Raw genomic sequence first — 18533 nt, forward strand, 5'->3', positions numbered from 1 at the left:
CTACATTCGAGTCACGATGCGCCGGATCTTGACCCCGGTTGCGGAAGGAGAATGAGCCGATGGGCTTTGCAATCATGAGCATGACGGACGGGGCTGCGGCCCGTGTCAAGTCGATCGTCGAGAACTCGGGACCGGACGCTAAAGGCATTCGCGTCGGCATCAAGAAGGGCGGCTGTGCCGGGATGGAATATACCATCGACCTGGTGACCGAGCCCAATGCCAAGGACGACCTGATCGAGCGCGATGGTGCAAAAGTCTGGGTCGAGCCGTCGGCGGCTCTTTATTTGCTCGGCACCGAAATGGGCTTCGAGACGACGACGCTGCGCTCGGGCTTCACCTTCACCAATCCGAACCAGACGTCGGCCTGTGGCTGCGGCGAATCCGTCGAGCTGAAGCCTGCCGATCTCGCGGCCCTTGCCGCCCAGCGCCAGGCCGAGCCGGCGCATTCCTGATGGCCTTCAGGCCGACGGAAAATTCTCCGCCAGCAACTCCATGAAATCGGGCGTGCTCAGTCGCGCTTGATGCTCATCAGCATTTCCCACATATCGGCGCCGGTCTCGAAGACCACGGCGTTTGCCTTGTAGCTCTGCTCGGCTTCAACAAGGCCGGTCAATTCGGTGGCGGGATCGACATCCGACGCCGTCGGGCTGACGACGGCCTGGACACCGCCTGCTTCAACGGAGGTGAGGCTGGTGTTCAGCCTGGCATAGTCCGGCGTGCTGCTGTTTGCGATGTTGTTGGCAATCGCGCCGACCCGCGTCGTCTGCGCCCGCATTCCCGAAAGAGCAGTGCTCGTCATGCCCGATATGCTCATCAGCCGTTTCCCCAGAACTGGATGAAATTCTTGTACACGCCAGGATTTAGAGAATGCTGAAGGCGTTGCGTTAGCAAAGACCTACAGCTGAGTGCGTCTTGCCATTCATCTGTTCCGGATTGACACGGAACGATGTTGGAAAGGCGCGGAAATCATGGACAGCTTGGCTATCGCGACGCCACCCAGTCGTGCCAGTCGCTTTCATTGCCGTTGAAGACGTTCAGGTCGATCTTGCCGTCGACGCCATCGGAAAGGCCGGAGCCGGAATACTGCCAGAAGAGCCACTTGCGGCCCGGATAGACCTTGGAGGGGTGAGCGGCCACCGAGCGCAGCCAGAAGGGATAGTCGAGCATTTGGCCCTTCAGGTTATCCCGGTAGAAGTCCGGCGCGGTGTAGATGATTGGACGCTGGCCGTAATGGCGCTCCAGCTTGTCCATGAAGACCTGCATCTTTTCCCGGACACGTTCAGGCGAGATGCGCCTCTTGCAGCTCGATTCGCCGTTCCATTCGACGTCGATCACAGGCGGAAGAGCGTTGGCTTCCTTCGGTACGTTGCGGATGAACCAGTCGGCCTGCTCGCCGGCTGTCCGGCACCAATAGAAGAAGTGATAGGCGCCGTGTTTCAGCCCGGCTTCCTTGGCCCGGCGCCAGTTCTTCTTGAACATCGGATCGAGGTGATCGCCACCGTCTGTCGCCTTGATGTAGACGAAGTTCGCGCCTTGCCTGCGCAGCGTCTCCCAATCGATCTCGCCCTGCCAGCGCGACACGTCGACGCCGTGCACGGCAAGCTTTCTCGGCGAGGTGGAACCGAAGTTGATCGGCTTGGCATCGCGGAACCGGTGGCCGTAAATTTGGCCGCGTGAGGGCGGCCTCGCGCCGAGATCGGGAATCGCATTGCCCGCGGGATTGCTCGGCATCAGCATGGCGACCGGTTTTTCCGTCGGCATCGGCATGCCGACCGGCCTGTCTGCGGGGACGAGCGCCTGCGGCTCCGGAACCTGCCCCGTCCAGCTCAATGCCTCCTGCGGCGGGCTTGCCTGCGGAGCAGGATCGCCCACGGCTGCAGCCGGTATCGGGCCGCTCGGCTGGGTAATGGCATTGGTCGTTTCGCGCGACGGTACAGGGGTGAGCACATCTTCGGCGCCAGAACTTGCGGAGCATCCCGAGAGAATCAGGGCGGCGAGGAGGATTGCTGGCACAGCCGATGGACGCATAAGAACCTGCACGCAAAACAAGGGATCGACGATGATCCATGTTGATGGAAGCCGCCTTTATGAATTGCTAACAGAGACTTGCTAAGAAAGGTTAAATTTGATCCTTGTGCATCAGAAGCATCCAGCCGCTCCCAACCTATGGGAGGGGCCTTTAACCACTGCGACTTGGCTCCCTCTCAGCGACTGGCTCTCATCCCCGCAATCAGAATATCGATGAGTTGTCTTGCCGCCTCCCGCCAGGCGGGGCCGCAGCTGATGCTTGCGCCGCCCGCCAGCGCGCGCAGGATATCGAGCGGGTCCATCGCCAGGCGGATTTCGCCGGTGGCGACTGCGCGATCCACCAGCAGATTGACGGCGCCTATGATCAAGTCGGCCGAATCGGCATAGAGCTCGGAGGTGCCGCCGACCAAAGAATCCAGCACCTCCGACATGCCGTGTTTCGTTACGACATAATCGACGAACTGCACCAGCCACAGACGAAGCGCTTCGACAGGCGGATGTGTCTCGGCAAGGCTTTTGGCGGCAGCGGCAAGCTGCGTCGTCTCGTTGCGGTAGATGGCGGCAACCAATGCATCGCGCGTCGGGAAATGGCGATAAAGTGTGCCGATGCCGACGCCGGCGATGCGGGCAATTTCTTCCAGGCTGGCGCTGGAACCCTTGTCGGCAAAGACGGTCTTTGCCGTTTCCATCAGCAGAAGGCGGTTGCGTTCGGCATCCGCACGCGGCTTTCGGACGGTGGGTCCGTCACTTTTTTCAGCCATTTCCAAGAAGTCCCCTTGATAAACGGAGGCGCCCTCCATATTTATCTGGAGGCATCCTCCTTTTATTTCATTTGAGGCCGGCGGACAATGGTCCTCCAGCCCGGAGCGGTGCGCCATGATCAAGGAGATAATCATGAGTGGACTTTTTGGCGCGACATCGACCACCGATGAGGTGCTCGCCGGCGTCGATCTCAAGGGCAAGCGTGTTCTGGTGACGGGTGTTTCGGCCGGTCTCGGCGTGGAAACCGCACGTGTCCTGGCAGCCCATGGAGCGCAGGTGGTGGGTACGGCCCGTGACCTTGCAAAGGCAAGGGCGGCAACGGAAGTCGTGCGCGCCGGTGCAGCCAATGGCGGCAGTCTTGACATCGTCGAGCTCGATCTTGCTTCTCTGGCAAGCGTGCGGGCCTGCGCCGATGCGCTCATCGCGGATGGCCGCCCCTTCGACGTCGTCATTGCCAATGCCGGCGTGATGGCTGCTCCCTTCGGCCGCACCGCCGATGGTTTCGAAACGCAGTTCGGCACCAATCATCTCGGTCATTTTGTGCTGGTCAATCGCATCGCATCGCTCGTCAAATCGGGCGGCCGTGTGGTGATCGTCGCGTCCTCGGCCCATCGCATGGCTCCTTTCAGCCTCGACGACCTCAATTTCGAGAGCAAGACCTATGAGCCCTGGGCGGCCTATGCCCAGTCGAAAACCGCAAATATCCTGTTCGCGGTGGAGCTCGACCGGCGCCTCGAGAAGCGTGGTATCCGTGCGACGGCACTGCATCCCGGCGGCATTCAGACCGAGCTCGACCGTCATGTCGGCGCCGGCGCGATCGAAGGCATGATGGCTGAGATCAACGCAGCACTTGCCGCCGAGGGCAAACCGCCCTTCCAGCGGAAGACGATCCCGCAAGGTGCCGCGACCTCAGTCTGGGCAGGTTTCGTCGCTCCGGCAGACGCGGTCGGCGGCAGATATTGCGAAAATTGCCACGTCTCCGAAGTAACGGATGCGGAAATCAGCCCGATTTCCGAAGGCGTGCGCAGCTACGCGCTCGATCCCGCGACGGCCAAGGCATTGTGGGCCAAGAGCGAGGACATGGTCGGCGAGCGCTTCTAAGCGGCAAACCGCACATTTTGGTACTGACGGAGAGCAGGGGAACCGGGAACGGGTGCCCCTGCCGAGGTATTGAAGCTGGATCGGCTGCAAACCGGTCCGCTTCTCTTACGTTGAACCTACGCGGGGCGTCGTGTCTCCGCCGTTCAGGTCTTGATATCGAGGCCAGCTTCGACCGCGGCGGCGATGAATGCTTTGCGTGCGTCCTCGCCGGTGCGCTTGCCCTTGATGACGTCGGCGCAGATCAGCAGCGCCTGGTCGAGTGCGGCACCGTCCTCGGTCGGCCAATCCTCGATCATCGCCCAGGAGGCGGCCTGGGTGGTATCGATGCTCGTGTATTTGCCGGACTCTTCGAGGGCGACGAGCACAGGTTTCGACCATGGCGCCTGCATTCTTGCTTCGCTTTGATCCTGGGGCATGGAATGACCTTCCTTCGCACATTTCTATCAGAATGAGGAAAGCCCCTCCCATGATGGAAGGGGCTTGGATTGCTCGGCTTTCGCTACGGCGTCAGGTGTGACCGTTATTCGGCTGCCTCTGCGTAGCTTTCCACCGGCGGGCAGGTGCAGATCAGGTTGCGGTCGCCATAGACGTTGTCGACGCGGTTGACCGGGGACCAATATTTGTCGACGCGGAAGGCGCCGGGCGGGAAGCAGGCCTGTTCCCGGCTGTAGGGACGGTCCCATTCGCCGACGAGGTCTTCGACCGTGTGCGGGGCGTTCTTCAGCGGGTTGTTGGTCTTGTCCATGCGGCCATCCTCGATGGCGCGGGCTTCCTCGCGGATCGCCAGCATCGCCTCGCAGAAACGGTCGAGCTCGGCCTTGGTCTCGCTTTCCGTCGGCTCGATCATCAGCGTGCCGGCGACCGGCCAGCTCATGGTCGGCGCGTGGAAGCCGCAGTCGATCAGGCGCTTGGCGACATCGTCGACGGTGACGCCTGAGCTATCGACCAGCGGGCGTGTGTCGATGATGCATTCATGCGCGACCCGGCCGGTCTTCGACTTGTAGAGCACGTCATAGGCGCCCTTCAGCCGGGTGGCGATATAGTTGGCGTTGAGGATCGCCACCTTGGTCGCCTGGGTCAGGCCTTCGCCGCCCATCATCAGGCAATAGCTCCAGGAGATCGGCAGGATCGAGGCGGAGCCGAAGGCGGCGGCCGAGACCGCGCCCGAGCGGCCGTCGGTTTCGGGATGGCCGGGCAGGTAGGGGGCCAGATGCGCCTTGACTCCGATCGGGCCCATGCCGGGTCCGCCGCCGCCATGCGGAATGCAGAAGGTCTTGTGCAGGTTCAGGTGGCTGACGTCGGAGCCGATGTCACCGGGGCGGGACAGGCCGACCATGGCGTTCATGTTGGCGCCGTCGAGATAGACCTGGCCGCCATGCTCATGCACCAGATCGCAGATTTCCCTGACGGTTTCCTCGAAGACGCCGTGCGTCGAGGGATAGGTGATCATGCAGCAGGAGAGATTTGCCGCATGCTGCTCAGCCTTGGCGCGGAAATCGTCGAGATCGATATCGCCATTCTCGCGCACCTTGACGACGACCACCTTCATGCCGACCATCTGGGCCGAGGCCGGGTTGGTGCCATGCGCCGAGGTCGGGATCAGGCAGACGTCACGATGGCCGTCGCCATTGGCGATATGATAGTTGCGGATCGTCAGCAGGCCGGCATATTCGCCCTGCGCGCCGGAATTCGGCTGCATCGAGAAGGCGTCGTAGCCGGTGACGGCGCAGAGCTTTTCGATCAGGTCGTCGATCATCTCGCGGTAACCGAGCGCCTGGTCGGCCGGCACAAAAGGATGGATATCGGAAAATTCCGGCCAGGTGATCGGCAGCATTTCCGCCGTCGCATTGAGCTTCATCGTGCAGGAGCCGAGCGGGATCATCGAGCGGTCGAGCGCCAGATCCCGGTCGGAGAGCCGGCGGATGTAACGCGTCATCTCGCTTTCGGCGCGGTTCATGTGGAAGATCGGATGGGTGAGGTAGTCGCTGGTCCGAAGCAGGCCCTTCGGCAAGCGGTAGGAAGGCTCGAAATCGGCGATAGTGAAATTGCCGCCGAAGGCGCGCCACACGGCTTCGAGCGTGGCAGGGCGGGTGCGCTCGTCGAGGCTCATGCCGATCCGGGTTTCGCCGACCTTGCGCAGATTGACGCCTTCGGCAACGGCGGCGCGCAGGATGAGGCCCTGCATATGGCCGACGTCGACGGTGATCGTGTCGAAGAAGGTGTCGGGTTCCACCTTATAGCCGAGCTTTTCCAGGCCCTTGGCCATCAGCACGGCTTTCTGGTGCACCTGCTGGGCGATCGCCTTGATGCCCTTCGGGCCGTGGAAGACGGCATACATCGAGGCCATGACGGCGAGCAGCACCTGGGCGGTGCAGATATTCGACGTCGCCTTCTCGCGGCGGATATGCTGCTCGCGGGTCTGCAGCGACAGGCGATAGGCACGATTGCCGCGGGCATCGACGGAGACGCCGACGAGACGGCCGGGCATGGAGCGCTTGATGGCATCCTTGACCGACATATAGGCTGCATGCGGGCCGCCGTAGCCGACCGGGACGCCGAAGCGCTGCGAGGAACCGATGGCGATATCGGCGCCCATTTCGCCGGGCGACTTCAGCAGCGTCAGCGCCAGGATATCGGCGGCGACGATAGCGATGGCGCCGGTCTGGTGCAGGCGGGCGATCAGGCCGGTAAAATCATGCACGTGACCATGCGTGCCGGGATACTGGAAGATCGCCCCGAAGACATCGACGGGGTCGAGATCGGTGAAGGGATTGCCGACGATGACGCTCCAGCCGAGCGGCTCGGCGCGGGTGCGGATGAGGGCGATGGTCTGCGGATGGCAGTCTGCATCGACGAAGAAGGCTTTTGCCTTCGACTTGGCGACGCGCTCGGCGATCGCCATGCCTTCGGCGGCGGCGGTCGCCTCGTCGAGCAGCGAGGCGTTGGCGACGTCGAGGCCGGTCAAGTCGCAGATCATCGTCTGGTAGTTGAGCAGCGCTTCCAGGCGGCCCTGGCTGATCTCCGGCTGGTAAGGCGTATAGGCCGTATACCAGGCCGGGTTTTCCAGGATGTTGCGCTGGATGACGGGCGGCGTGATCGTACCGTAGTAACCCTGGCCGATCAGCGAGACCAGCACCTTGTTCTTGTTGGCGGTCTCGCGCAACTTGTCGAGCGCCTCACGCTCGGTCATCGGCGCGCCCCAGACGAGCGGCGCCTTCTGGCGGATCGAGGGCGGCAGTGTCGCGTCGATCAGGCCGTCGAGGCTGTTATAGCCGATCACCTTCAGCATGTCGGTCATCTCAGCCGGCGAGGGGCCGATATGGCGGCGATTGGCGAAATCGTAGGGCTGATAGTCGGTAAACTGGAATTCCGTCGGCGTCGTCATTACGCAGTGAGCTCCTTGTAGGCCGCCTCATCGAGCAGGCCATCGGCGTCCGCAGGATTTGCAAGCTTCAGCTTGAAGAACCAGCCGGCTCCCTGAGGATCGGAATTGACCAGCGACGGATCGGCAACGATGGCCGGATTGACCTCGGTGATCTCACCATCAAGCGGACAATAGACGTCGGAAGCAGCCTTGACGGATTCAACGGTCGCGGCATTGCCGTTCTTGGAGAAGGTCGCGCCGACTTCCGGCAGTTCGACGAAAACCAGGTCGCCGAGCTGATCGACGGCATAGTTGGTGATGCCGACCGTCGCAACGCCGCCTTCGATCTTCAGCCATTCGTGTTCTTCGGTAAATTTCAGCATTGTTCGTCCTCTCTGGAAAAGGTTTAGCGTTTGTAGGTCGGTGTGACGAAGGGCAGGGCGCTGACGGTGATCGGCAGATATTTGCCGCGCACCTCGGCGTAGACGAGTGTGCCCGCCGCAGCATGAGAGATCGGCACGTAGCCCATGGCGACGGGGCCCTCGACGCTGGGGCCGAAGCCGCCCGAGGTGACTTCGCCGATTTCGACCTTGCCCTCGGCATCGGCATAGAGCTTGGCATGGCCGCGCACCGGGGCCTTGCCTTCCGGCTTCAGGCCGACGCGGCGCCGCGCGGCGCCGTTTTCGAGTTCGGAAAGGATGCGGCCGGAGCCGGGGAAGCCGCCGGCGCGTGCACCACCGCCGCGCCTTGCCTTCTGCATGGCCCATTCCAGCGCCGCCTCGACCGGTGAGGTGGTCGTGTCGATATCATTGCCGTAGAGGCAGAGGCCGGCTTCCAGCCGCAGCGAATCGCGGGCACCAAGCCCGATTGCCTGGACGTCGGGATGTTCGAGCAACCGCATGGTGACATCCTCGGCCTTGTCTGATGGGATCGAGATTTCAAAGCCGTCCTCGCCGCTATAGCCGGAGCGCGAGACAAGACAGGAAACGTCGTGCAGGCGGCAGTGGCGCACATCCATGAATTTCATCGCCGCGACGTCGGCCCAGAGCTCGGCGAGAACCTCGACGGCACGCGGTCCCTGCAGCGCGATCAGAGCACGATTGAGAAGGGTGATATCGCATTGGTCGCCGATATGGGTCTGCAGATGGGCGAGGTCGGCTTCCTCGCACGACGCGTTGACGACGACGAAAAGATGATCGTCGAGATGGGTGATCATCAGGTCGTCGAGAATGCAGCCGGTGTCGTCGGTGAAGAAGCCATAGCGCTGACGGCCTTCGGCAAGGCCCAGTATGTCAACCGGTACCAGGCTTTCGAGCGCCAGCGCGGCATCTTCGTAGCTGCCCGATTTCGCCTTCACGATCACCTGGCCCATATGGGAGACGTCGAAGAGGCCGGCTTCGGTGCGGGTATGAAGATGTTCCTTCATGACACCTGCAGGATATTGCACCGGCATGTCATAGCCAGCGAACGGCACCATGCGGGCGCCGAGCGAAAGATGCAGGGCATGCAGCGGGGTTTTCTTCAGGGCAGCAGTATCGTCCAAAAGACGCCTCCGGGGTTTGCGCCTTCTCAGGAAGGCGCGGGCTCAAATCTGAAGGCGCGGTTGCGCACTTCTCTCCTGAGCCCCCTCTGTCCTGAGTGCCTGAGATTGTTATCCCTTCGGCGAGCGTTTCGAGAACGCTTCTCTCCAGAGTTCCGTCTGCCCCTTGCTGGTCCTTTTGCCTGAGAGTTTCCGGGGCGGTTGCTCCTTCGGCACCGGTGGCGAAAGCACCGGATTCTCCCAACAAGGTTGGCGCAATTATCCGGCGGGTGCAGCGCTTGGCAAGGGGCAAATGTCGTGACCGGGCAAATTTTTGTCGTCTTATTCCAACCAAGCCCTAATCTGCGGCAAATCTGCTTTTGCATTCGGCGGGGAAACCGGCTATCGCGACATGCTGTTGAAGGGGATCTCATGCGGCAGACCGGACTGAAAGCGACGCTCTTCCTGCGCATGCTTTGCGCATTGAGCTTGGTTTTGCTCGGCCTTGCCCATCAGGCGCCGCAGGCTGCCGCCGCCGAGGGCTACGATGCCGCGGCCTATGTGCTGCCCGACGGCACCTTCGCTTCGCTCTGCGTCACCATAAAGGACGCCGACGGCAAGACCCTTACCTTCAAACCGAATTGTGAAGCTTGCCGGCTGTCGGCCTCGGTCATCCTGCCGACGCCGGATGCGGGCTCCTGGCTCGAGCGCAAGCTCGGCTCGCTGATCAACGCGCCGGTCGAAATCTCTGTCGTTGTCGGCGCAGGCGCCGTCAGCCGGGCGAATTCCCGCGCGCCCCCCATCCTCGCCTGATCTGTTATCGTAACCATGATCAGTAATGCCGGCCCACTTGAGAGAAGTCCGCGGCCGGCGAGGAGATATCCGATGAAAACTTTCAAAAAAATTGGCAAGACATTCGGGCTTGCCGCCATTCTTTCCGCCACCGCTTTTGCCGGCGCCGAGGCGCATGTGACCTTCCTCGACAAGCAGGCAAAGCAGGACAGCACCATTCTCGCCACATTGCAGCTGCCGCACGGCTGCGACGGCAAGGCGACCACGGAAGTGCGGGTCAAGCTGCCGGAAGGTTTCGTCTTCGCCAAGCCGCAGCCGAAGGCCGGCTGGGAGGTCGAGGTGATCAAGGGCGATTATCAGAAGACCTACGACAATCACGGCGACAAGGTGAAATCAGGCGCGATCGAGATCCGCTGGAAGAACGGCAATCTCTCCGACGATTTCTATGACACCTTCGTGATCCAAGGTAAGGTTTCGGGCGTCGAAGCCGGCACCTCGCTCGCCTTTCCGGTGACGCAGATGTGTGGCGATACCGTCGCGGCCTGGGATCAGGTGGCGAAGGAGGGCGACGACGCGCATGGGCTGAAAAGCCCGGCGCCGCTCCTGAAGGTCGTCGCCGGCGAAGGTCACGGCCACGATCATGACGACATGGCCGGCATGGACATGACCGGTAAAACCAGCATGGACATGTCCGGTATGGCGGGCTTGGGTGCTGCGGCGCCCGCCGGCGAAACGGTCAAGGCCGGCGATCTCGAAATCTCCGGCGGCTTCGCCAAGGCGATGCTGCCCGGCCAGCCGGTCGGCGGCGGTTTCTTTACGGTGAAGAACAACGGCCAGACGGATGATCGACTGGTGTCGGTGAGCTCGCCTGCATCAGGCGAGGTTCAGATCCACGAGATGGAGACCAAGGACAATGTCATGCGGATGCGCCAGCTGAAGGACGGCATCGCCATCGCTGCCGGCGAGACGGTCAAGCTCGAGCCCGGCAACCTGCATCTGATGTTCCAGAAGGTGAAGACGCCGTTCAAGCAGGGCGACACGGTGCCGGTGACGCTGACCTTCGAAAAGGCCGGCAAGGTCGATCTGGTGTTGCAGGTATTGTCGGCCCAGGGCAAGTAAGGACCACGATTGTGAAGACAGAAAAGCCCGCGGTTGCGATTGCAGCCGCGGGCTTTTCGTTCGGGGAAGGCGGATGCCTCAGAAATCTTCGTAGGATCGCAGCGCCTGTTTCAGGCCTGCCTGCGGTTGGCGATTGCCTTTGGCCATCAGGTCGAGCGCCACCTCCGTCGACTGGATGATGCTGGAAGGCTCGTCGACCTCGTCGGTGCTATCGGCCTTCAACTGCCGGTCGGCAAGGCGCCGTGCATCGCGCGCCGCCGTGCTCGTCGCGACACGCTGCGGGATGCGCAGCGATTCGAAGGCAACGGCGGCGGTGTTGGCCGATATCGACAGCAACTGGGTCATGCCATCACCGTATCGGCATGATCTTGGCGCCATCATAAGAAAATCATTGGCATTTTACAAAATGGTAAGAATTCATAGGGGTTCGGTTAGAATCACTTTCGCAACGCGGTAAATCCGGCTCATGATCCAGGCTCTTCTCGTCGCCGTCGGCGGCGCCATCGGTTCCCTCCTCAGATATTATGTCGGCCAGTGGGCGCTGAGACTCATGGGGCCAGGCTTTCCCTGGGGCACGCTCGCCGTCAATGTCGTCGGCTGCTTCGTCATCGGCGTCTTCGCCGAGCTGATCGCGCGGAAGTTCAACGCCTCGGTGGAACTGCGCCTGTTGCTGATCACCGGCTTCCTTGGCGGCTTCACCACCTTCTCCGCTTTCTCGCTGGATGCGATCTCATTGTTCGAGCGTGGCGAGGCCGTGGCCGGCGGCATCTATATCGTTGCGAGCGTCGGGCTTTCGATGGCAGCCGTCATCGCGGGTCTTGCCGTCATGCGCGCTTTGGCCTGATTTCTTTTCCGGTTTCCGTTTTGCGTGAAAATGCTCTAAAGGCTGCGGCAAGAACGCCGGCTCGGCCCGCGCAGCAATTTCCGAAAGATTTTTCATGGCTGGCATAGAACATATCAAGGTTGAACCCGACGAAGCCGGCATGCGGCTCGATCGCTGGTTCAAGGTGCACTTTCCAGGGCTCGGCTTCGGCCCGCTGCAGAAGCTCCTGCGCTCCGGCCAGGTGCGCGTCGATGGCGGGCGTGTCAAATCGGATGCACGCGTGCAGCCCGGCCAGACGGTGCGCGTGCCGCCGCTCGATGTCGATGCGAAGCTGAAATCCGGACCGATCGCCGGCAAGGATCTCAAGCATTCGACCGATTTCGAACTGCTGTCGCGCATGGTGCTGCACGAGGACGACAAGGTGATCGTGCTCAACAAGCCGCCCGGTCTTGCTGTGCAGGGCGGCTCCGGCGTTGCCAGGCACATCGACCAGATGCTCGAAGCCTGGACCAGCCCAAAGGGCGAGAAGCCGCGGCTCGTTCATCGCCTCGACCGCGACACGTCAGGGGTTCTCGTCATCGCCCGTACGCGTGGCGCCGCGCAGAAGCTGACGGCCGCCTTCCGCGAGCGCGACACCAAGAAGACCTATTGGTCGCTGGTCAAGGGCGTGCCGCGCAAGCATGAGGACAAGATCTCGACCTGGCTGGTCAAGGAGCCGACTGCCGACGGCGACCGCATGCGGATCGCCAAACACGGCGAAGACGGGGCGGACCATGCCGTCTCCTTCTACCGTGTGCTCGAAACCGCCGCCCAGAACCTCGCCTGGCTGGAGATGGAGCCCTATACCGGCCGGACCCATCAGTTGCGCGTCCATGCCCTGCATATCGGCCACCCGATCATCGGCGATCCGAAATATTTCGACGACGATCCGAATTGGGATTTTCCGGGCGGCGTCCAGAAGAAGCTGCATCTGCACGCGCGTCACATCGACATTCCGCACCCGTCCGGCGGGCGGCTGCGCGTCAGCGCGCCGCTGCCGCCGCACATGGTCCAGACCTGGAACCTTCTCGGCTTCGATCTCTCCAGTGCCGAAAGGGACGACGAATGAAACTGGCGCTTTTCGATTGTGATGGCACGCTGGTCGATAGCGCCGGTCTGATCCACGAAACCATGCGCCGGACCTTCGATAAGTTCGGCAAACCGGAACCGCGATTTGACGACACCAAGGCGATCATCGGCCTGTCCCTCGATATTGCGATCGCCCGTATGCAGGGCAGGCCGCATGTGGAACAGGAAGACATCGACATGACGGCGCATTACAAATCGCTGTTCTCGATCGTGCGTCAGGATCTTGATTACAAGGAGCCGCTGTTTCCCGGCATTCGCGAGATGATCGATGCGATCAGCGGACGGGACGACCTGCTGATCGGCGCGGTGACCGGCAAATCCAGGCGCGGGCTGAAGCTGGTGATGGAGACGCATGGCTTCGATGAGCATTTCATCGTCGCACGGACCGCTGACGATTGCCCCTCCAAGCCGCATCCGGCCATGGTGACGGAATGCTGCGATGAAACCGGCATGAATGCTGCCGACACCATTGTCATCGGCGATGCCGTTTACGATATGCAGATGGCAAAGGCTGCCGGCGCCAAGGCGATCGGTGTTGCCTGGGGCTATGCCAGCGTGGATGAGCTGATCGCCAACGGCGCTGATGCCATCGCCTACCATCCGAACGAGATATTGCGTCATTTTTCCTGAGGTGAGCCCATGCGCGATCTGCTGAACGACCTTTCCGAAGGCCTGAGCCATCCCGATCCCATCCGCCGCGCGCAGATCCAGATGAAGAAGCCGCTGCCGAAGCGTTTCTATACCGACGTCTCCGTTGCCGAGCACGAGGGCGGTTTTGCGATCACGCTCGACGGCAAGATGGTGCGCACGCCGGCGCGGCAGGTTCTGGCCGTTCCGACAGAGGTGCTGGCGCGGCTTGTCGCGGCCGAATGGCAGGCGCAGGGCGAGGAAATCAATCCGGTGAGCATGCCGGTGACACGGCTCGTCAACACCGCGCTCGACGGCGTTACCGCCAATGCGCAGGCGATTTTCGAGGATATCCTGCGTTTTTCCTCCAGCGACCTGCTCTGCTATCGCGCCGATGGGCCGGAATTGCTGGTCGAACGGCAGGCGGAGCGCTGGGACCCCGTCATCGACTGGGCGGCAAACGATCTCGGCGCTCGCTTCATCCTTGTCGAAGGGGTGATGCCGCAGGAGCAGCCGCGCGAGGCGACCGCCGCCTTCGCCGTCACGCTCGCCAGATATGACAGCGCGATGGCGCTTGCAGCACTCCACACGGTCACCACGCTCACAGGTTCGGCGATCCTGGCGCTCGCCTTCGCCGAGGGCCGGGTGACGATGGAGGAGGCCTGGTCGCTTGCCCATCTCGACGAGGACTGGACGATCGAGCATTGGGGCAGCGACGAGGAAGCTGAGGAGCGGCGGGCCAAGCGCTTTGCCGAGTTCAAGGCGGCGACGGATGTTTTTTTCGCCCTAAGCGCCTGAAACATATTGCCTTCCCAGGCATTATGGCGAAATCTGCGACTCCAACGGGGTGGTGCGGGATTTTGCAATGAATTGGCTGAGGTCGTGTTTTTGCCGGGCCGCACTCGTCTGTATCGCGCTCACGGCCTGCGTCAGTCTCTCGGGCACGAAGCCGGAGACGCCGGTCTATGATGTGCGCAGCGCCGTCGTTCTCTCCGGCCCGAACATGCCGGCCGAGCTGCTTTCCGGCATCAACGACCGCGTCAACGCCGCGATCAACGCCACGGTGCGCAACACGGTGCTGCCGCGGGTGGTGCTGACGATCCGGGTGGTGTCCGTCGAAAAGGGCCTCGGCTTTCAGAAGGACCGCAACGTCGCCAAGATCAGCATCGACGCCGCCTCGGTCGAGGACGGCTCGGTCATCGCCGTCAGCGCCTTCGACGTGACCAGCATCGCTGCCGATCCCAAGCTTGCCGACGAGATCCTGGCCGAGGACGTTGCAGCAAGGATACGCTCGGTTTTCTCGCTCAGCGGCCGCAGCCGCTAGGACAAATCTACCGCCGGATTGCCGCCCGCAGCGGCGAGGGAGATCGCATGAAGGAAATTCTCGAAGAGCTGGAACGGCGCCGCGACATCGCCCGTCTCGGCGGTGGCAAAGCCCGCATCGACGCCCAGCACAAGCGTGGCAAACTGACGGCGCGCGAGCGCATCGACCTTTTCCTCGACGAGGGCTCCTTCGAGGAGTTCGACATGTTCGTCGAACATCGCTCCACCGATTTCGGCATGGACAAGAGCCGTGTTGCCGGCGACGGCGTCGTCACCGGCTGGGGGACGGTCAACGGCCGCACGGTGTTCGTCTTCGCCAAGGACTTCACCGTCTTCGGCGGTTCGCTGTCGGAAGCGCATGCCGAGAAGATCATGAAGGTACAGGACATGGCGCTGAAGAACCGCGCGCCGATCGTCGGCATCTATGATGCGGGCGGCGCCCGTATCCAGGAGGGCGTGGCGGCCCTCGGCGGTTATGCCGAGGTGTTCCAGCGCAATGTGCTGGCTTCCGGCGTCATCCCGCAGATCTCCGTCATCATGGGGCCTTGCGCCGGCGGCGACGTCTATTCGCCTGCGATGACCGATTTCATCTTCATGGTGCGCGATACCTCCTACATGTTCGTCACCGGTCCGGATGTGGTGAAAACCGTGACCAACGAGACAGTGACAGCCGAAGAACTCGGCGGCGCCGTCGTCCATACGGTGCGCTCGTCGATTGCCGACGGCGCCTATGACAATGATGTCGAAACGCTGTTGCAGGTGCGCCGGCTGATCGATTTCCTGCCGCTGTCGAATACCGCGCCGCTGCCGGAGATCGAATGTTACCAGTCGGTGACAGAAGTCGACGCCTCTCTCGACACGCTGGTGCCGGCGAGCGCCAACAAGCCTTACGATATCAAGGAACTGATTCGGAAGGTGGCGGACGAGGGGGATTTCTTCGAGATCCAGGCGAGTTTTGCCGGCAACATCGTCTGCGGTTTCGGGCGCGTCGAAGGCTCCACCGTCGGCTTCGTCGCCAACCAGCCGATGGTGCTGGCCGGGGTGCTCGACAGCGACGCCTCGCGCAAGGCGGCCCGTTTCGTGCGCTTCTGCGACTGCTTCAATATTCCGATCGTCACGTTTGTCGACGTGCCGGGCTTCCTGCCGGGCACGGCGCAGGAATATGGCGGCCTCATCAAGCACGGCGCCAAGCTGCTCTTCGCTTACGCCGAGGCAACGGTGCCGAAGCTCACCGTCATCACCCGCAAAGCCTTCGGGGGTGCCTATGACGTGATGGCGTCGAAGCATCTGCGCGGCGACCTGAACTATGCCTGGCCAACGGCGCAGATCGCCGTGATGGGCGCCAAGGGCGCGGTCGAGATCATTTTCCGCAAGGATATCGCCGATCCCGAGAAGATCGCCGCACATACGAAAATGTACGAGGATCGGTTCCTCTCGCCCTTCGTCGCCGCCGAGCGCGGTTATGTCGACGAGGTGATCATGCCGCATTCGACCCGCAGGCGGCTGGCGCGCGGCCTTAAGATGCTGCGCAACAAGGATCTCGCCAATCCGTGGAAGAAACACGACAACATTCCGCTTTAACGTTTCCGCCGAATAAAGCTGCGCGATCGGGTGTTTACCCGCTGTCGAAAATGTGAACGGCCGTCAGTGATCCGTGTGTTCAATCGCTGACGAGGACGGGCTAACGCTCGGCTGTAATTGTTTTAATGGAGAGGTTTAATGTCAAGTTTCGAGCGTCTTTCTGCCTATCGCCCCTACGGGCTGGCCGCTCTCAGAATCATCACCGCACTGCTGTTCATCGAACACGGCACGATGAAGCTTTTCGGCTTCCCGGCGTCGCAGATGTCCGGCTCGCTGCCGCCGCTGATGCTTTTCGCGGCTCTTCTCGAGCTTATCGGCGGTATCCTCATTCTCATTGGCCTGCTGACGCGCCCTGTCGCTTTCCTGCTCGCCGGCGAAATGGCGGTCGCCTATTTCATGGCGCATGCGCCGAGCAGCTTCTTCCCGGCCGTCAATCAGGGCGACGCCGCGATCCTGTTCTGCTTCGTCTTCCTCTACCTGTTCTTCTCCGGTCCCGGCGCTCTTGCCGTCGACAACCGCAAGACAGTCTGAACCATAGCTGAGGGACGTCGCCGACGCCCCTCAGCCTCAATTTCAGGCAGTGAGCTTGAGGCCGGCGATACCGCCGACGATCAGCATGATGCAGGCAAGACGGGAGACAATTGCCTCATCGCCAAGCAGCCAGATGCCAAGCAGTACGGTGCCAACCGTGCCGATGCCGGTCCAGACCGCGTAGGCGGTGCCGATCGGCAGGTGCTTTACCGCCACGCCGAGCAGCACGATGCTGATCACCATGGATATGACGGTCAGCGTCGTCGGCAGCGGCCGCGTGAAACCCTCGGTATATTTAAGACCGATCGCCCAGCCACATTCGAAAAGGCCGGCGAGAAAAAGCAGAAACCAAGCCATACGACTCTCCTTGTTCAAGAGCGAGGCCGTCCCCGCGACGGTTGCATCCCGAGGGATGCCGCAGTCGTCTGCGATGGGGCGTATATGCGTGAGGAGACGGCTTACTTCAAGGTAGGAATCGGCATGGCTGCCATGCCGCCCGTGTTGCTGACTTGTTTTGCTGGTTTGGGATGCGATCAGCCTTGGCCGCCAACTTGCGCGGAAAGGCTCTTGGCGCGGCGGCAGAGGCGGTCGAAGGTTTCGAGGAAGCGTGACCGGTCTTTCGGGCTGAAGGCGGCGTTATAGCCCTTGCTCTCGCCGGTTTCACGCAAATGCGCGCCGAGATCGCGCATGGCGCTTGCCATGCCGATATTGGTTTCGTCGAAGACGCGCCCGGTCGGGCCGCTGACGAAGGCGCCGGTCGCGACACAGCGCACGGCGAGCGGTACATCGGCAGTGACGACGACATCGCCCGCACCGGCGCGTTCGGCGATCCAGTTGTCGGCGGCGTCGAAGGCATTGGAGACGATGACGTTGTGGATCATCGGATCGCGCGAAGGGCGCAGGCCGGAATTGGCGACGAAGGTCACTTCGAGGCCGTGACGTTCGGCGACCTTGAGGATTTCCGGTTTCACCGGGCAGGCATCGGCGTCGACATAGATCATGGCTATATCCTCATGCCGGCTGAATGGCCGGCTGTCTGATCATATCGATATGGGGAATGCCGTCTTCCAGATATTCCTGCGATATCCCGACAAAGCCGAAGGATTCGTAGAAACGGCGCAGATGGGCCTGCGCCGACAAGGCGATCGGATTTGCCGGATAAAGCCGCTCACAGGCGGTGATCGCTTCGCGCATCAATGCATCGCCCAGCCGCTTGCCGCGATGGGCAGGCGAGACGACGACGCGGCCGATCTTTGATGGATCCCGCGGCTCATACGGTTTCAGGATTCGCGCCGCGCCCAGGAGCTCAGCGTCCTCCAGAAGGCGCAAATGCAGAGCATCGATATCCTTGCCGTCGAGTTCCGGATACGGGCAGTTCTGCTCGACGACAAAAACATCGACGCGCATTCTCATGAGCTCGAAGAGCTCCCGCGCGGGGAGCTCTTCGAGCTTCTTGAGATCGACCCTGTAGTTGGCTGCAGTCATCAGTACACGACCACGCCGCGGATGGACTTGCCCGTATGCATCAGCTCGAAGCCCTTGTTGATGTCTTCGAGCGGCATGGTGTGGGTGATCATCGGATCGATCTGGATCTTGCCCTGCATGTACCAGTCGACGATCTTCGGCACGTCGGTGCGCCCGCGGGCGCCGCCGAAGGCGGTGCCCATCCAGTTGCGGCCGGTGACCAGCTGGAACGGCCGGGTGGAGATCTCCTGGCCGGCGCCGGCCACGCCGATGATGATGGACTTGCCCCAGCCGCGATGGCTGGCTTCCAGCGCCTGGCGCATCACCTTGGTGTTGCCGGTGCAGTCGAAAGTGTAGTCGGCGCCGCCGAT

The 18533-nt window shown here is 62.1% G+C and carries 23 protein-coding genes and 2 riboswitches; of the genes, 11 read left to right on the plus strand and 12 right to left on the minus strand.

Translation table 11 applies throughout. From position 1 onward, the window contains the following. Window positions 1-59 precede the first annotated feature (59 nt). Window positions 60-452: a Fe-S cluster assembly scaffold SufA gene (sufA, locus tag FHT75_RS24435; protein WP_028757741.1), complete on the plus strand. Its 393-nt coding sequence runs from the start codon at window positions 60-62 to the stop codon at window positions 450-452. A 56-nt stretch (window positions 453-508) separates the two neighbouring features. Here the strand turns inward: sufA and FHT75_RS24440 are convergent, their stop codons facing one another. The 3 genes from FHT75_RS24440 to FHT75_RS24450 all read right to left on the minus strand — a co-directional run bounded on the left by FHT75_RS24440 (window position 509) and on the right by FHT75_RS24450 (window position 2828). Further along, entirely contained in the window at window positions 509-814 is a 306-nt protein-coding gene (locus FHT75_RS24440) for a flagellar basal body protein (protein ID WP_028757740.1), read from the minus strand. A gap of 167 nt (window positions 815-981) precedes the next feature. Next, window positions 982-2028, minus strand: a complete 1047-nt coding sequence (locus FHT75_RS24445) for a GH25 family lysozyme (RefSeq protein WP_063475243.1) — start codon at window positions 2026-2028, stop codon at window positions 982-984. 176 nt (window positions 2029-2204) lie between these two features. Further along, entirely contained in the window at window positions 2205-2828 is a 624-nt protein-coding gene (locus tag FHT75_RS24450; protein ID WP_047609945.1) for a TetR/AcrR family transcriptional regulator, read from the minus strand. Between the two features lie 94 nt (window positions 2829-2922). Here FHT75_RS24450 and FHT75_RS24455 point away from each other — a divergent pair, with 94 nt between their 5' ends. Then, entirely contained in the window at window positions 2923-3891 is a 969-nt protein-coding gene (locus FHT75_RS24455; RefSeq protein WP_063475256.1) for an SDR family NAD(P)-dependent oxidoreductase, read from the plus strand. A gap of 143 nt (window positions 3892-4034) precedes the next feature. Here FHT75_RS24455 and FHT75_RS24460 read toward each other — a convergent pair whose 3' ends face one another. The 4 genes from FHT75_RS24460 to gcvT all read right to left on the minus strand — a co-directional run bounded on the left by FHT75_RS24460 (window position 4035) and on the right by gcvT (window position 8798). Continuing rightward, window positions 4035-4280: a DUF982 domain-containing protein gene (locus tag FHT75_RS24460; RefSeq protein WP_047609943.1), complete on the minus strand. Its 246-nt coding sequence runs from the start codon at window positions 4278-4280 to the stop codon at window positions 4035-4037. A gap of 131 nt (window positions 4281-4411) precedes the next feature. Next, window positions 4412-7276: an aminomethyl-transferring glycine dehydrogenase gene (gcvP, locus tag FHT75_RS24465; RefSeq protein ID WP_063475244.1), complete on the minus strand. Its 2865-nt coding sequence runs from the start codon at window positions 7274-7276 to the stop codon at window positions 4412-4414. Beyond that, window positions 7276-7638, minus strand: a complete 363-nt coding sequence (gene gcvH / locus FHT75_RS24470; RefSeq protein ID WP_047609939.1) for a glycine cleavage system protein GcvH — start codon at window positions 7636-7638, stop codon at window positions 7276-7278. Before gcvH ends, gcvP begins: the two co-directional genes overlap by 1 nt. Before the next feature lie 23 nt (window positions 7639-7661). Continuing rightward, on the minus strand, window positions 7662-8798 hold the full coding sequence (gene gcvT / locus FHT75_RS24475) for a glycine cleavage system aminomethyltransferase GcvT (protein WP_183845011.1): 1137 nt from the start codon (window positions 8796-8798) through the stop codon (window positions 7662-7664). A 76-nt stretch (window positions 8799-8874) separates the two neighbouring features. Further along, window positions 8875-8956, minus strand: a riboswitch (glycine riboswitch). Window positions 8957-8959: 3 nt separating this feature from the next. After that, a riboswitch (glycine riboswitch) is annotated at window positions 8960-9048 on the minus strand. A gap of 158 nt (window positions 9049-9206) precedes the next feature. Here gcvT and FHT75_RS24480 point away from each other — a divergent pair. Both FHT75_RS24480 and FHT75_RS24485 read left to right on the plus strand, forming a co-directional pair. Beyond that, entirely contained in the window at window positions 9207-9587 is a 381-nt protein-coding gene (locus FHT75_RS24480) for a hypothetical protein (protein ID WP_063475246.1), read from the plus strand. A gap of 72 nt (window positions 9588-9659) precedes the next feature. Next, window positions 9660-10685 (plus strand): copper chaperone PCu(A)C, encoded by a 1026-nt coding sequence (locus FHT75_RS24485; protein WP_063475247.1) that lies wholly within the window; start codon window positions 9660-9662, stop codon window positions 10683-10685. Between the two features lie 78 nt (window positions 10686-10763). Here FHT75_RS24485 and FHT75_RS24490 read toward each other — a convergent pair whose 3' ends face one another. After that, window positions 10764-11030, minus strand: a complete 267-nt coding sequence (locus FHT75_RS24490) for a hypothetical protein (protein WP_063475248.1) — start codon at window positions 11028-11030, stop codon at window positions 10764-10766. Window positions 11031-11151: 121 nt separating this feature from the next. Here FHT75_RS24490 and crcB point away from each other — a divergent pair, with 121 nt between their 5' ends. The 7 genes from crcB to FHT75_RS24525 all read left to right on the plus strand — a co-directional run bounded on the left by crcB (window position 11152) and on the right by FHT75_RS24525 (window position 16698). Beyond that, window positions 11152-11529: a fluoride efflux transporter CrcB gene (gene crcB / locus FHT75_RS24495; protein WP_047609929.1), complete on the plus strand. Its 378-nt coding sequence runs from the start codon at window positions 11152-11154 to the stop codon at window positions 11527-11529. Window positions 11530-11623: 94 nt separating this feature from the next. Further along, a complete protein-coding gene (locus FHT75_RS24500; RefSeq protein ID WP_063475249.1) occupies window positions 11624-12616 on the plus strand; it encodes an RluA family pseudouridine synthase in 993 nt (330 codons plus the stop codon). After that, a complete protein-coding gene (locus FHT75_RS24505; RefSeq protein WP_047609921.1) occupies window positions 12613-13266 on the plus strand; it encodes an HAD-IA family hydrolase in 654 nt (217 codons plus the stop codon). Before FHT75_RS24500 ends, FHT75_RS24505 begins: the two co-directional genes overlap by 4 nt. A gap of 9 nt (window positions 13267-13275) precedes the next feature. After that, complete coding sequence (locus FHT75_RS24510) at window positions 13276-14061, plus strand: ATP12 family chaperone protein (protein ID WP_047609920.1); 786 nt, start codon at window positions 13276-13278, stop codon at window positions 14059-14061. Between the two features lie 67 nt (window positions 14062-14128). Continuing rightward, a complete protein-coding gene (locus tag FHT75_RS24515) occupies window positions 14129-14587 on the plus strand; it encodes a hypothetical protein (RefSeq protein ID WP_047613903.1) in 459 nt (152 codons plus the stop codon). 47 nt (window positions 14588-14634) lie between these two features. Beyond that, window positions 14635-16167, plus strand: coding sequence for an acyl-CoA carboxylase subunit beta (locus FHT75_RS24520; RefSeq protein WP_063475250.1), 1533 nt, complete (start codon window positions 14635-14637; stop codon window positions 16165-16167). A gap of 138 nt (window positions 16168-16305) precedes the next feature. After that, on the plus strand, window positions 16306-16698 hold the full coding sequence (locus tag FHT75_RS24525) for a DoxX family protein (protein ID WP_047609914.1): 393 nt from the start codon (window positions 16306-16308) through the stop codon (window positions 16696-16698). A gap of 42 nt (window positions 16699-16740) precedes the next feature. On the opposite strand, the gene FHT75_RS24530 is transcribed toward FHT75_RS24525, so the two are convergent. The 4 genes from FHT75_RS24530 to FHT75_RS24545 all read right to left on the minus strand — a co-directional run. Then, entirely contained in the window at window positions 16741-17055 is a 315-nt protein-coding gene (locus FHT75_RS24530; RefSeq protein WP_183845012.1) for a DMT family transporter, read from the minus strand. Window positions 17056-17231: 176 nt separating this feature from the next. Next, the gene (locus tag FHT75_RS24535) at window positions 17232-17699 is read right to left on the minus strand and encodes a YaiI/YqxD family protein (protein WP_063475252.1); all 468 of its coding nucleotides are present in this window, start codon (window positions 17697-17699) and stop codon (window positions 17232-17234) included. 10 nt (window positions 17700-17709) lie between these two features. Next, a complete protein-coding gene (locus tag FHT75_RS24540) occupies window positions 17710-18183 on the minus strand; it encodes a GNAT family N-acetyltransferase (protein ID WP_063475253.1) in 474 nt (157 codons plus the stop codon). Then, window positions 18183-18533, minus strand: a 351-nt coding sequence (locus FHT75_RS24545) for a zinc-binding dehydrogenase (RefSeq protein WP_183845013.1), incomplete at its 5' end; no start/stop codon positions are given. The genes FHT75_RS24540 and FHT75_RS24545, both read right to left, overlap by 1 nt.

Origin of the sequence: Rhizobium sp. BK112, assembly GCF_014193215.1 — a bacterium.
In the GTDB taxonomy this organism is placed as follows: Bacteria; Pseudomonadota; Alphaproteobacteria; order Rhizobiales; family Rhizobiaceae; genus Rhizobium; species Rhizobium anhuiense.